Genomic DNA, 12,749 nt, shown 5'->3' with positions numbered 1-12,749 from the left:
CATGTGATTAGAGTTGGGTGTTGCGGTCACATGTCCAAAAGAGTTTCACAGAGTCAGTTTCTTGAAGGTTTAGATATCCCTATGCCATCGGGTGATTGCTATCTGGTTTCCGTGGATGAAGAAGTTTCTATCCGCGTCGGTTTATTCGAAAGCTTACTGCCATCTGAGAAAACAAAGGGCACGATTGTTCTGAGCCACGGCTATGCTGAATATATGGAAAAATATGCCGAGACCGTAAAAGATTTTCTGAATTTGGGATACAGAGTTGCCATGATTGAATGGCGTAGTCATGGTTGTTCTGGTGGTCGCTCAGATATTCGTCGGGATGTTTTACATTTTAAAGATTTTGATAAAAACATTTCCGATTTGAATATCGTTATGCGTGATTTTATCATGCAGCGTTTTCCACCGCCTTTTTTTGGCGTATCGCATAGTATGGGCGGTCAGATTAATTTGCGAACAGCTGTGCTTCATAAAGGATTGTTTCATTCGTTAGCGCTTTCTGCACCCATGATTGGTCCCAAAGAGCATCCGTTTCAGCTTGCACTTCTTAAAATCGTAACAAGTATTAATGAATTATTTTGGTTGGGTCATAGGCCGCTTAAATCTGCGGCTACAGATCGTGCTTCAGGCAGATCAAGTTATAATCGTGTAACGATGGATGATCGTCGTTTTGAGAGAAATGAGAGAATTGTTGACCGCCACCCATATGTGAATATTGCGTTTAAAAGTCACAGTTGGTCCGTGGGGGCAGTCAATGCAATGCAAAAAACGCTTAGAAAGAGTTTTCTTTCACGTCTTGATATTCCTGTATTTATTGGTATCGCCGAGGATGAAAAGCTTGTTGCTAATCAAGCGATATATAAGGCGATTGCCTTGTCAGATTACATTGAAGGAAAACTCTATCCTGATACTAGGCACGAGCTTTTTATGGAAACGGATGCCTCCCGTCAGGTGTTTCTTGAAGATATAGATAACCATTTTATGAAGGCTTCAAGCGTATAAAAGTCTAACAATCTGCGCGTGTAAATCTGCGTCGCCACAAGCGAGAACTTCACCCCCTTGCATGGGCGTATTACCCTTCCAATCGCTCACTATTCCCCCTGCTGCAGAAATTATAGGAATGAGGGCTTGGATGTCGTAGGCCTGAAGTCCTTGTTCGATGACTACATCTATGTGCCCATCTGCTAGGAGCATGTAATTATACCAGTCGCCGCCATATCTATTCAAACGTGTTTGTGAACTGATGTTTAACCAAATGTTTTCTGTGGGTGTGTTCATGAAAAGATTTGAGTCTGTTGTGGCCAACACGGCGTCTTCTATGGCCTTGCAGGGTCGTGTCGCCATATTTTTTTTATCACTTCCATCTGAATGCATACTGGCTTCGGCAGCATCACCAGACATCCAGCCAAAATAACGTTCTTTGATATAGGGCTGGTCAGCCAACCCCATTAGGGCGGTTAGATTCCCGTCGTCGGTTATTTTTGAAAGCGCGATGAGTGTCCCCCAGCTTGGCATGCCTGAAATATAAGCGCGTGTGCCATCAATAGGATCGATCGTCCATTGATATCCAGTGCCAGCTTTGAAGCCAAACTCTTCCCCCAAAATTGCATGATCGGGGTATTGCGCATTAATCAAGTCCCTCAATTTTTGTTCAGTGTCTTTATCAGCCTTGGTGACAGGGTCAAAGCCATCCTGCATTTTTGAGGATACATCTAGAGATTGACGAAACAGGGGTAGGGTAATTTTGGCAGCCGCATCTGCAAGTTCATTAGCAAATGTGAAGGCTGTATCTTTATCTATTTCTTTCATCATTCAGCCGCCTTTAGGCATTTTTCAAGCGTTTTGTTTATCAACGCAGATATTAGGTCAGAAAACAGATTTTTCATTTCATCGCTATTAACCAGCAAGTCGTAGCTGGCTTCGTTCATATATAGTTTTCGGTTTACTTCAAGTTGAAGTGTATGGAAGCCCTCTGACGGTTTGCCGTAATGCTCGGTAATATAGCCGCCAGCATAGGGTTTATTTTTTTCAACATAATATCCGGCATCTGTCAGGAAGTTGTAAACGAGATCATAATAGTCGGCATCACAGCTTCTGCCGTGACGGTTTCCCAACACAAAGTCAACACTGCCGGATTTGCCGCCTTTGAATTTTCTTACGGCATTGGATGGCATGGAGTGAACATCAAGCAAATAAGCTGCTCCCCAATAATCGCGCGCCATTTCCAATTGTTGCTTAAGACATGAATGGAAAGGGAAATAAATTTTTTCTATTCGTTGTTCTGCCTCTGAAAATTCGAGTGGGCGGTCATAAATCTCAAGTCGTTCAGTGACGATTTTTGCGATGGTGCCAAGGCCGCCCAGAACGCGTGTGGAATCTTTATTTACAAAATCGGGAAGCGGGTCACTAAACATTGAGGCATCCAATTCATAAGGTTCCCGATTCAAATCAACATAAGCGCGCGGGTATGTTGCCGTAAGTAAGCTTGCCCCTGTTTTGGGAACATCTGCGAGTAATGCATCAATATGCATGTCTTCAGATAGGCGAAGCTGTTGGCTGTCCAGCTGGGATTTCACGATAAAATCGCGGGGATAATAATGCCCGCTATGTGGGGAGGTGATGAGCCATATTGAAGGTGTGTCACCTCCTTGCGGGGTCGTCAATGTGAAAGGGTTAGGTTCTGAATTTTTCTCCGGCTCATGGGCCGTATGATCTTTGGACATCATCTCATATTCCTATAAGGCCTTTATACTGCATGGCGCGGCAACATGAAAGGCAGGCCAACTGAATTTATGAGCTTATGAAGCGCCCCTAATGTCATATTCGGATAAAATAGGTTGTTGCATGGCGTCTGCAAAATCCTGATAACTCCAGGGCCAGGTCATGGGTATGCCTGTATTGTCAAGATACCAGCTAGAGCATCCCGAACTGAAAATTGTTTTTTGAGCAGCTTCAATTCGTCTTTTTTCATAATCTTCAAATGCTGAAATTTTAGGTTCGACGGTTTCTGCATCTCCTGAATGGATGATGCTAAGAAGCTGATCAATATATTCCCACTGACGTTCCGCAATATCAATCAGAGAGAAATTCCCGACAGGGCCAGTCGGGCCGTTCAACATAAACATATTCGGAAAGCCGGGCAGGGTAACGGCATAATGTGCGGTGGGGCGGGGTGACCAAAATGTATCAAGAGATAGGCCATTGCGACCTATTACAGATGTAGGTTTGATAAATCTGTCTGCATGGAAGCCGGTTGCCAAAACCAAAATGTCCAATGTGTGAAACGTTCCGTCTTGCATTTGGACACCAGAAGCCATGACACGGTCAATTGATCCTGTTTCTACAAAGACATTTTGGTTTTGCACACAGTCATAATATTGCCAGTTATATATCAGCCGCTTGCACGCGGCGCGGTAATCGGGACGGAGTTTTTCTCTCAATGCGGGGTCTTGAATACTGGCTTCGAGATAGTCGCGGCAAATATCTTCAATCATCTGCATTTCTGGGCTGTCAGGATTGATAATGCCTTTGTTAAATCTGTAGATATTATCCCAATATTGTTTGTCGTAACGGATATCATCAATTAGTTGTTGGTTATCGCGGAAATCTTGTTTTTCTTCTTCTGTATAATTGAATTGTTCAACCGGCATAATCCATTGTGGCGAGCGTTGAAAATGTACAAGCTGATTGGCGACCGAGGTTAATGCCGTTGCGATTTGGATGCCGGAAGAACCACAACCGATAATGCCAATATTTTTGTTTTCTAGAACAAGATCGTCTTCCCATTGTGCGCTGTGAAAACATGATCCTTGAAAATCGTCTAACCCGGTGATGTCCGGCGTGGACGGGTGGTGCAAAACACCTGAAGCCACAATGACAATATCAAAAATATGGTTTTCGCCATGAGCGTCTGTCAGTTCCCAGTTAGCAGAAGCCTCCTGAAAATGACATGCCGTTATTTCGGTGTTGAAATGAATGAACGGGGTGATGCCATAATCGCTAGCAACTTTCTCAAAATAGCGCTTAATTTCTGGACCCGTCGCGTGATAGGCATTCCATTCGGCATAGGGCGCGAAGCTATATGTGTAAGCATGGGCTGGCACATCGCAGGTAAGCCCGGGATAACGGTTGTCCCGCCATGTCCCCCCGAGACTATCGGCTTTTTCAAAAACCATAAATTCTCGTTTGGCTTTTTTTAAATTTATAGCTGCCAGCAAGCCTGCCATACCGGCGCCGATTATGGCAGTGCGTTTGTGGCATTTATCATTCACTTTGAGATACCTGCTGCTTGGCGATATTTATTCATAATATCGTCTCCACCTCTTGCTAGAAAACCCGGAATAAACCGGTTCAGGAAATATGAGATTTTGGCATAAGAGGGCGTGAAAATCAGGACAGGTTTTTTGCCCAGTCCATCAATAATTGTTTTCGCCGCAATGCTGGCATCTATCGGTTCTGGTAACAGGTCAAGATAGTCTGACATATTGTTGCTTACGTCACTGGATTTATTCATTAGTTCTGATTTGATGAAGCCGGGGCAGGAAGCTTTAACGACAATGTTAAAATCTTTGCCTTCAGATGCAAGTGAGGTGGTTAACCCAACCACGCCATGCTTGGTCGCAGCATAAACAGCCATGCCGGGGGTCGGCAGAAACCCGCCCATAGAGGCCGTGTTTAAAATATGCCCAAAGCCTTGTTTCTTCATTTGCGTATAGGCCAGAACGGCACCGACATTGACGGCAGTAAAATTAATATGCGCCAGCTTCTCTATGGTCTCAACCTGCATGTCATAGCTCTCGCCGACATAAGCAACGCCTGCATTGTTAATCATGATGTCAAGCTGCCCTTGCTCGCTGACAACGAGGTCAATCATCTTCTCAATATCTTTGAAGTTGCCGACATCGAGTTTGGCGGCGATAGCTTTACCGTTTGATGATGTGATTTCATCAACCTCAATCTGAGCTTCTTTTTCGGTGAGGGCAGTGACATAGACAACCGCGCCGCGATTTGCAAGTTCATGCGCCAGCGCACGACCGATTCCGGTGGCAGCACCAGTAATCAATACAGATTTATTTTGAAAATTTTTTATCATTTATCCCCCACCGTCATCGAAATGTTTAAGCTGTTAATGTGCCTAGTATAACCTCTCCATTAGATATTGATTTATGATTGCTGATTAGCCATCTCACTTATTTTGAGACCATGAATTGAAGCTCAGCTTCTGAAACCAAGTCGAAGGTGCTGGCATTGATGATGGTGCTGTTTGGTGTTGAGTTGGGCATGGCATGATACTTTCGCAACTTTTATGACAGTGCCTAGTATAAATGATATTGGGTAAGGTCAATCAAGTTGATTTTCTTTTTTTTCTTGCCATAAACATTCTTCTTGTGAGTGGGGCGATTAGCTCAGCGGGAGAGCACTACATTGACATTGTAGGGGTCACTGGTTCAATCCCAGTATCGCCCACCACGAGACAAAAGGTTAATTCCCTTTTAAACCACTCAAATCATGACAGAAAATAGAATTACACATATCAGGGGTGGCTGGCAAGCTGTGCACCTTGATTGTCAAAAATACACTTAAATTTGTGACGAGTTGTGACCAGATTGTGACCGATGCTCTATTATCGAGCTCTGCACTTCCAGAAGCGCAGTCAGGTAGTCAGACTTGTCTGTGAGAACCTCAACCTTAGGCTTACCCCAACCTCTATCCAGCAATGCTTGAGCAGCAGTGCCTCTTACACGCTCATCTTTACCATCACGCATGAGCTTCACCAGCGTCTCAAGAGCCTCAGTCGTATAGCTCCTCGCTAACTCAATGACGTTATGTTCGTCCTTAGGTCTGCCCCCAGGGTTGCCTGAATAGCCTTTGATAAATCTGCCTGTCTTATCTCGCATCGTGAACGCCTCCTGACTTGAGGTTGCATTATACAATGGATGAAATTAGCATTTCAAAGGGTAAGCTATTAACCAGTCTATTGAGACATTAAAATGAAACCACTTTTCCTAACCATCGTACTGCTTTTCTTGACGCCTGCTGAGGCATTCGGTTATGCGTGTCGTTATAAATATGACCCTAGTGATGAGCGGGGAAAATGGAGAAAAATAAGAGGGGAAGTTAAACGTGCAGACTGCAATATTTTCAGTTTTAGACTCGAGAAAGTCCCAGGGAAAGACGAGCATATTCAATATTACATGGACGAAGTTTGCCGATATGACCGCCAAATTATAGTTTCGGAAACAGACGATGCTCATTTTTTTACTTGCGAGATAGACAAATTCCCCCCCAGCCGCAATTAACTGGAGGGGTTTTTTATTAGCAGAAATGCTCAATAATTGGCAAAGATATTTGAAGGGGGAAAGTAATGAGTAGCGATTCCAAAAAATCCAAAACTTCAGCTATTCCAAAGCTAAAGTCGGGTCGCCCGAAAGGTTTGTTTGGCGGTTTTGAGGTGGATGCGCTGGAGCGCGACCATAGCGACCCCTATGAGGGGAGCGCACGGTCTTTGAGAGGCGAAGTCGCTGCTATCAAACGCGAAAAAAAGCTAAAGGATAAATAAAATGAAACCACTACTCCTCACCATCGCATTACTTGTTGGTAGTTTGTCTGTTAGTTATTCGCAGGACTTTGATAAAGGTTATGAGGCATCTGAACGGGGCGATTATGCAGAAGCATTGTTTCAATGGGAACCTTTAGCAGAAAAAGGTAATGCGGTTGCGCAATATAATTTAGGCACAATGTATGCACATGGAAAAGGTGTAACACAGGATTATAAAAAAGCGTTTAAGTGGTATTCACTTTCAGCTAAACAAGGTGATGGTGCAGCCCAATATAGCCTTGGTAGTATGTTTTATCACGGTCTCGGAGTCACTCAGGATTATAAAACTGCTGCGAAGTGGTATCGTCTTTCGGCAGACCAAGGGAATGTCTCAGCCCAATACTACCTAGGTAATATGTATTATGATGGACTCGGTGTAACTCAGGATTTCAAAACTTCAGTGAAGTGGTATCGAAAAGGGGCAGAGCAAGGTGATGGCCCATCCCAAGGCAACCTTGGGATTTCGTTTGCCAAAGGAGCGGGTGTCATAAAAGATAATATGCGCGCTTTAATGTGGTTTCACCTCGCAGTATTAAATGGAGATGACTCTGCCGTTATAAAAAGAGAAATTGTCTTAAGTATGATGACAACCGAAGAGATAAACAAAGCAATGCTAATGGCTCTTGAGTGTATAGAGAACAACTATAAGGGGTGTTGAGATGAAACAACTACTCCTCATTATCGCACTGCTCATAACTTCTGGAATTACAGCTAGTTGCACATATGGACTGAGTTTTAATGAAGAAGTTTTAAAACCAGAAAAGCCAACATATGTATCCATAAAAGAAACGGTTTTTTTCCGAAAGTATTTAGCTATAACTCCTGAACAGAAGTTCCAATTAATTAAAACAAAAAGTAACAAAACATTTGTGGCTAAGCTTGATGGGCAATTAAATTATGGGGTAAATGAAAACCTTTGTCTTGATGGTTCGCATTTGTCTATTGGCCCCCCCTTTAATGAATATCACTCTATTAAAGACAGTGAATATGCAGAAAAGAGAATACAAAAACTCTTTGGAATAATCCCATGTTTTTCAATTGTTGAATAATTGATAAAAATGAAACCACTACTCCTAACCATTGCACTGCTTTTCTCGACGCCAGCTTGGGCTGGGTTAGATGAAAACTGGTTTTGGCTTTTTGTTTTTATTTACAGTCCGTTCATATTTATTGCCGTTTACTTGTTATATTCTTTAGTACGAGAAGTTTTTGATACTGAATATCGAAAAGAACTTCAAAAAAAGCGAAACTTAGTGCGGTTTAAGAAACTCGTAAAAAATAAATCTAGGCCTGAGGCTTTATTATTACTTTTAGAGATTGTAAATAAGTACTTTGGTGAGAAGAAGTCTGAGGAAAAGCCGTTAGAAGATAAGCAAGAGTGAAAACACTACTCCTCACCATCGGACTGCTTTTCTAATGAAATTACTCAATAATTCACAGATAGGATGTATGCTTGGGCTGGCAGTTGGCGATGCTCTTGGTGCGCCAGTTGAATTCAATGAGCGTGATAGCTTTGAACCAATTTCTGAGATGGAAGCTGGTGGCTATTTTGACTTACCTGCAGGCGCTTGGACAGATGACACAGCAATGTCATTGGCTTTATTTCACAGTCTGAAGGTTAATGAAGGTTTAGACAGAAAACATTTACTCCAGGAGTTTTGTGAGTGGATGGAAAATGGAAAATACTCCAGCACTGGAAAGTCGGTGGGTATAGGCCAAAATACTTTTTGGACATTGAATGAGTTCAGGCGAAGCGGCGTTCTAGAAGCAGCTTCACAAAACAATAAATCCGATGGAAATGGAAGTTTGATGAGGCTTGCGCCTGTCCCAGTTCTGTTTTCGAATGACAAGCCCAAGGCTCTTAAAATTGCTATAGAGCAAAGCTTTACCACGCATTCATCAAATGTAGCAGCTGAGGCTTGCGCCTTTGCTTGTAACATAATTGTAGACTTAATTAACGGTAAAACTTGGGACAGCGCAATCGATGCAACCCCAAATGATATGCAGTTTTTGCAAGATATTCCCTCAGGAGGGTGGAGGAATAAATCCAGAGATAAAATCAGCTCGTCAGGGTATGTAATACACACGCTTGAGGCAGCTTTATGGTGTGTGAACCAAACAGGGTCTTTTGATGAGGCGGTATTGTTGGCGGTAAATTTAGGAGATGACGCGGATACAGTTGGCGCTGTAACAGGTCAATTTGCTGGAGCGCTTTATGGGTATGATAGTATTAATAAAGACTGGCTTGATTTGTTAAAATTGAACCAATACCCTTTTAATATGCTTCATTAAATTGAGATTAGAATGAAACCACTACTCCTCACAATTTCATTGCTTTTATCGACCCCAGCGGAAGCATTTAATTCTTTTTGTCAATACTACATATCTTTTCCAAATTTGACAGAGGATAGAAAGCTTCTGGAAAAAAACATCAGAAACCAAGATTGTGATATTATTTTAGTACAAGTGGACAAAAGAATTTACTGGATGTCGCGAATAGCTAATTATTGCAGATATGACAGAGAGATTGTGATTGAAAATGACCCAAAGCGGCCTGATGTATCTTTCAGTTGTTCTCCTGTGAAATGAAATACATCTGGAAATTTTTTACTGGTGACGCATTATTTTTAGGCATTAAAACTCTCATGGTCAGTGCTTCAAATTACGGGATTTTTGGTCTTGCAATCTTGGCAATCATTGGCATTTCTTTACTACCCGCCACACTATTAGTTTCAAATATCATTGGGGTAATTTCAATTCGTATCCTCGACTTAGAGGTTGAAGAAATTAGAGATAATGAGAAACAACTATGGGCAAATAAAGAAGGGATTTATGCATCCAATCCAGAACTTGATTGGACAATAGAGGCAGATAAAAAAGAAAAAGAATTTAGAGACACAAATAAAATTTAAATCCTAACCCTCTTAGTGAATTATTTTTGTCTGAGATTATTTCTGGAGGGAAGTGGTTTTCGGATCGCCAGCAAAAGCTGGCGACCCGAAAACGTATAACTTAACCCTAGGCTATAAATTGAGAACCAGTTACTTTGCTTTGTGAGTTCCAGGAAATGATAAATTACTGTTCTTTTAATTTCCTAATTAACTCTTGAACCCATTGGTCAGCTAAAATTTCTTCAACTGTAAAGTCTACTTCTTTTCCTTTTGCTTCATTTAATTCAAAACCTCTAATTCTAAATTGAAAGTCTGAGTAAGACTTATCCAGGTAGCCGTTCTCAATGAAAAACTCCCGCCATGGATATAGGTATTTCTCCTTCATTTCTTCGGGATGGTCTGCCCATGTTGGAGGTTTGTCTGGTTTTTCAATAATTGTTGGTTTCATTACTGCCGAACTAATATCGAAACCATTTGATAGCGCATAAACTATTATTTCAGCGCATGCTTTTGAGTCAGAAGCAGCTTCATGGTGATTTAATTCAACGCTTAGAAGTTTAGCAACTTTATCGAGAGGAGCCGACTTAATACCTAACACTTTCCTAGCAATCGGAAGAGTGTTTATGAACGGAGTTTCGGGAGGGCAGATTCCAAAATGTAAAAGTGTTGAAAATAATACCGTTCTGTCAAATCCAGCATTATGGGCAGCAAGAAAATCTGCATTTTCAAATCTACTAATGTTCTCAGAGTAAAAATCCTTAAAGGTGGGTTTGCCTTTACAATCCTTCCATTTTAATCCGTGTATTTTAGTAAAGCTTCTTCGAAAAATATCCGTTGGGGGCTCAATGATATGAGCTTCCGAGGATATGATTTTACCATCGTGTATTTCGGTAATACCTATAGCGCACGCACTTGATGGGTGGTCATTGGCTGTTTCAAAATCAATAACAACAATTTTCATTCCTAGTTTTCCACCAAGTTAACAATATTCACAGAACTAGATTTTATTTTCGAAAAATACCCTCTAGCGATTCACTTTGGATTTCTTAAAATTTATACAAGTTAAATTTTTATGGATGAATTATGACGGAGTCAAAAGCAGAAATATATGGTCGATGGGCTGAGCAACTATACCAAAATGGTTATGACCCATTGCCACTGAAAGGCAAAAAGGGAATGAGTGGTTGGACAACATTTTCAATGCCAGATAATGAGTTTGAGCGAGCTGAATATATAAAAAAACATAAAACTAAAAATATTGGATTACGCACTGGTGAGCTCGTAGTAATTGATATTGATGAGGAAGAACCAGAAAAGATTGAAATAATCAATCAGGTAATGCTCCAGTGTTTGGGTCCCTCTGATTTTATTCGGATAGGAAGGCCACCAAGAAAGGCATACTTCTATCGTACAAAGACCCCCATAAGAAAATTGCAAACGGGGGGTGTAGAGATTTTAGGTGTTGGGCAACAGGTCGTTGTAGCTGGCATTCATCCTGAGACTAAAAAACCCTATTCTTGGCCTAATGAGTCCATTTTAGATGCAACTTTGGAAGATTTGCCAATCACTACCGAAGATAGACTTTTGAATTTAAATTCCGCCCTCAGGGATGTGTATCAATTTAAAGAGGCTGATGAGCCAGTTACATATTTAGCAGCTGAAGGTGCTAGAAATAATTCGCTGTTTAATTATTTGAGAGAAAGAGCGCTGGAGGTTGGTTCTTATAATGAATTAGAGCACTTAGCTTTTCAAATGAACGAAACAAATATACCTCCTTTGAGGGCTAGTGAAGTTATCAGTGTGGTCAATAGCGTATGGAAAAACAGAATATCAAATCAAATAATTCCTCCAGGGGAACAGTTCGCTAAATTTGCCAGAAAAGAACACAACTCGTGTACACCTGATGCCTTTTACTTATTGGCAACACTTAAATACACACGAGATTTAGAGGTGTATACTATTGCACAAGAAGCCACTGCCAATTATTTGGGATGGGGTAAAAACAGATTGAGAGAGGCTTTGAAGGTTTTATTAGATAATAAAATTATTTTCAGAGTTGGCGAGAAGTGTGTGCCCAATCGTCCACGTAATGCATATCTATATAGCTTTCATCCCCCCAAGCACCAGTAATGAAATTCTAATTCTAAATCAGTTAGTATTTTGATTGCATTTCTGAAGAGGAATGATTTTCGGATCGCCAGCCAAAGCTGGCGACCCGAAAAATATCATGTGTATCAAAGCCGCATATAACAGAACAGATTACTTTGCAGAGAGAGCAGAAATGCTTAATAATTGGCAAAGATATTTGATGAGCAATATAGGTTCTTCCGCAGTTATCGGGGCTCGTGGGTGAGGGGAGGCTCGATTATTATCTAGTGACAGAACTTATTTCTGCTCCACAGCATGAGGACTTAAATTATGAAAAAAAGCATGATTATTCTAACCCTAGGTTTGTTTTTGCATGGTTGTAATGCCGGCGGATATCATAGTGGTTATAAAGGACACATTGCGGAGTGGCCCTCTTATAACATTAAGCATAAAGGTACGGATTTTGCTGTTTTTGACGATAAAAAATCTAAGATATATATAATGCGGTGGGGAACTATGTTAGATGCACCTAAAGCACTTTTAGAAGTATTTACATTTGACCATATTGATACAAGCCCTTCATCCGTTACTTATCGACAAGTATTGGAAAGATATTTTAGTGAAATAAAACAACAAGAAAACTGCTACGTCATAAAAACTACAAGAGAATATATTAAAGATAGTTTTTATAAAGGAGAACGAACTGACGGCTATACATATGATTATAATTGTCCTTGAGTGATTAAAAATGAAACCACTATTCCTAACCATCGCACTGCTTTTCTCGACGCCTGCTTGGGCAGAGTGGGAATTATTTGCTTCAGGACCCATAGCTGAAGTTTATATGGATTTAAATAGTATTCGCATAAAAGATGGATATGTATTTCACTGGGAATTAATTAACTGGAAAAAGCCCACGGAGCGTTTTCATTCTTTAAAAATGTACCGCCAGTCTGATTGCGATTTAAGAAGGCAAAAAACATTACAAATTGTTACGTATTTGCAACCTATGGGTGTTGGAAAAGTAATTGATAGTGAATCCGTCGCTCCCGATGAGGAAAAATGGGAGTATCCGCCACCAGATGATAATAGTGCTCTTGCTTTAGGCTACATTTGCAACGCACTTGAAAATGCTAAAAAAAATAACCCCCCCAGCCGCAATTAACTGG

Annotated in this window: 17 protein-coding genes and 1 tRNA gene; 12 read left to right on the top strand and 6 right to left on the bottom strand. The window is 41.1% G+C overall.

All coding sequences use genetic code 11. The features are described from left to right. Nucleotides 1–30: 30 nt before the first annotated feature. Nucleotides 31–1,005 (top strand): alpha/beta fold hydrolase, encoded by a 975-nt coding sequence (locus RS24_RS03950; RefSeq protein ID WP_038300681.1) that lies wholly within the window; start codon nucleotides 31–33, stop codon nucleotides 1,003–1,005. On the opposite strand, the gene RS24_RS03945 is transcribed toward RS24_RS03950, so the two are convergent. From RS24_RS03945 to RS24_RS03930, 4 genes are all read right to left on the bottom strand, one after another. Further along, complete coding sequence (locus RS24_RS03945) at nucleotides 994–1,815, bottom strand: inositol monophosphatase family protein (RefSeq protein WP_051295595.1); 822 nt, start codon at nucleotides 1,813–1,815, stop codon at nucleotides 994–996. The two genes, RS24_RS03950 and RS24_RS03945, sit on opposite strands and share 12 nt — an antisense overlap. Then, a complete protein-coding gene (locus tag RS24_RS03940) occupies nucleotides 1,812–2,729 on the bottom strand; it encodes an N-formylglutamate amidohydrolase (RefSeq protein WP_051295594.1) in 918 nt (305 codons plus the stop codon). The genes RS24_RS03945 and RS24_RS03940 overlap by 4 nt, the downstream gene beginning before the upstream one ends. Before the next feature lie 72 nt (nucleotides 2,730–2,801). Next, a complete protein-coding gene (locus RS24_RS03935; protein ID WP_021776897.1) occupies nucleotides 2,802–4,274 on the bottom strand; it encodes a flavin-containing monooxygenase in 1,473 nt (490 codons plus the stop codon). Further along, nucleotides 4,271–5,095, bottom strand: coding sequence for an SDR family NAD(P)-dependent oxidoreductase (locus RS24_RS03930; RefSeq protein ID WP_021776896.1), 825 nt, complete (start codon nucleotides 5,093–5,095; stop codon nucleotides 4,271–4,273). The genes RS24_RS03935 and RS24_RS03930 overlap by 4 nt, the downstream gene beginning before the upstream one ends. 302 nt (nucleotides 5,096–5,397) lie before the next feature. Between RS24_RS03930 and RS24_RS03925 the strand changes: the two genes are divergently transcribed. After that, nucleotides 5,398–5,472 (top strand) — tRNA-Val (locus tag RS24_RS03925). A gap of 110 nt (nucleotides 5,473–5,582) precedes the next feature. Here RS24_RS03925 and RS24_RS10055 read toward each other — a convergent pair. Beyond that, nucleotides 5,583–5,900 carry a DUF5681 domain-containing protein gene (locus RS24_RS10055; RefSeq protein ID WP_021776895.1) on the bottom strand — a complete coding sequence of 106 codons (318 nt, stop codon included), beginning with the start codon at nucleotides 5,898–5,900 and terminating at the stop codon, nucleotides 5,583–5,585. 93 nt (nucleotides 5,901–5,993) lie between these two features. On the opposite strand from RS24_RS10055, the gene RS24_RS03915 reads away from it, so the two are divergent. From RS24_RS03915 to RS24_RS03880, 7 genes are all read left to right on the top strand, one after another. Then, nucleotides 5,994–6,302 carry a hypothetical protein gene (locus tag RS24_RS03915; RefSeq protein ID WP_021776894.1) on the top strand — a complete coding sequence of 103 codons (309 nt, stop codon included), beginning with the start codon at nucleotides 5,994–5,996 and terminating at the stop codon, nucleotides 6,300–6,302. A 65-nt stretch (nucleotides 6,303–6,367) separates the two neighbouring features. After that, entirely contained in the window at nucleotides 6,368–6,562 is a 195-nt protein-coding gene (locus RS24_RS03910; protein WP_021776893.1) for a hypothetical protein, read from the top strand. 1 nt (nucleotide 6,563) lies between these two features. Next, entirely contained in the window at nucleotides 6,564–7,259 is a 696-nt protein-coding gene (locus tag RS24_RS03905; RefSeq protein WP_021776892.1) for a tetratricopeptide repeat protein, read from the top strand. 1 nt (nucleotide 7,260) lies between these two features. Beyond that, nucleotides 7,261–7,650 (top strand): hypothetical protein, encoded by a 390-nt coding sequence (locus RS24_RS03900; RefSeq protein ID WP_021776891.1) that lies wholly within the window; start codon nucleotides 7,261–7,263, stop codon nucleotides 7,648–7,650. A 9-nt stretch (nucleotides 7,651–7,659) separates the two neighbouring features. Further along, nucleotides 7,660–7,983, top strand: coding sequence for an arginyl-tRNA-protein transferase (locus RS24_RS03895; protein WP_021776890.1), 324 nt, complete (start codon nucleotides 7,660–7,662; stop codon nucleotides 7,981–7,983). Nucleotides 7,984–8,017: 34 nt separating this feature from the next. Then, nucleotides 8,018–8,893: an ADP-ribosylglycohydrolase family protein gene (locus RS24_RS03890; protein ID WP_021776889.1), complete on the top strand. Its 876-nt coding sequence runs from the start codon at nucleotides 8,018–8,020 to the stop codon at nucleotides 8,891–8,893. Nucleotides 8,894–9,186: 293 nt separating this feature from the next. Next, nucleotides 9,187–9,513 (top strand): hypothetical protein, encoded by a 327-nt coding sequence (locus RS24_RS03880; protein ID WP_021776887.1) that lies wholly within the window; start codon nucleotides 9,187–9,189, stop codon nucleotides 9,511–9,513. Between the two features lie 163 nt (nucleotides 9,514–9,676). On the opposite strand, the gene RS24_RS09715 is transcribed toward RS24_RS03880, so the two are convergent. Then, complete coding sequence (locus tag RS24_RS09715) at nucleotides 9,677–10,453, bottom strand: exonuclease domain-containing protein (protein WP_021776886.1); 777 nt, start codon at nucleotides 10,451–10,453, stop codon at nucleotides 9,677–9,679. Between the two features lie 122 nt (nucleotides 10,454–10,575). Between RS24_RS09715 and RS24_RS03870 the strand changes: the two genes are divergently transcribed. The 3 genes from RS24_RS03870 (at nucleotide 10,576) to RS24_RS03860 (ending at nucleotide 12,745) form a co-directional block, all read left to right on the top strand. Continuing rightward, the gene (locus tag RS24_RS03870) at nucleotides 10,576–11,622 is read left to right on the top strand and encodes a bifunctional DNA primase/polymerase (RefSeq protein ID WP_021776885.1); all 1,047 of its coding nucleotides are present in this window, start codon (nucleotides 10,576–10,578) and stop codon (nucleotides 11,620–11,622) included. Between the two features lie 288 nt (nucleotides 11,623–11,910). Continuing rightward, nucleotides 11,911–12,318, top strand: coding sequence for a hypothetical protein (locus tag RS24_RS03865; RefSeq protein ID WP_021776884.1), 408 nt, complete (start codon nucleotides 11,911–11,913; stop codon nucleotides 12,316–12,318). Nucleotides 12,319–12,328: 10 nt separating this feature from the next. Then, nucleotides 12,329–12,745: a surface-adhesin E family protein gene (locus RS24_RS03860; RefSeq protein WP_021776883.1), complete on the top strand. Its 417-nt coding sequence runs from the start codon at nucleotides 12,329–12,331 to the stop codon at nucleotides 12,743–12,745. The last annotated feature ends 4 nt before the right edge of the window (nucleotides 12,746–12,749 follow it).

Origin of the sequence: Candidatus Micropelagos thuwalensis (assembly GCF_000469155.1) — a bacterium.
Taxonomy (GTDB): Bacteria; Pseudomonadota; Alphaproteobacteria; order RS24; family RS24; genus Micropelagius; species Micropelagius thuwalensis.
This window is presented reverse-complemented; position numbering and strand designations above follow the sequence as displayed.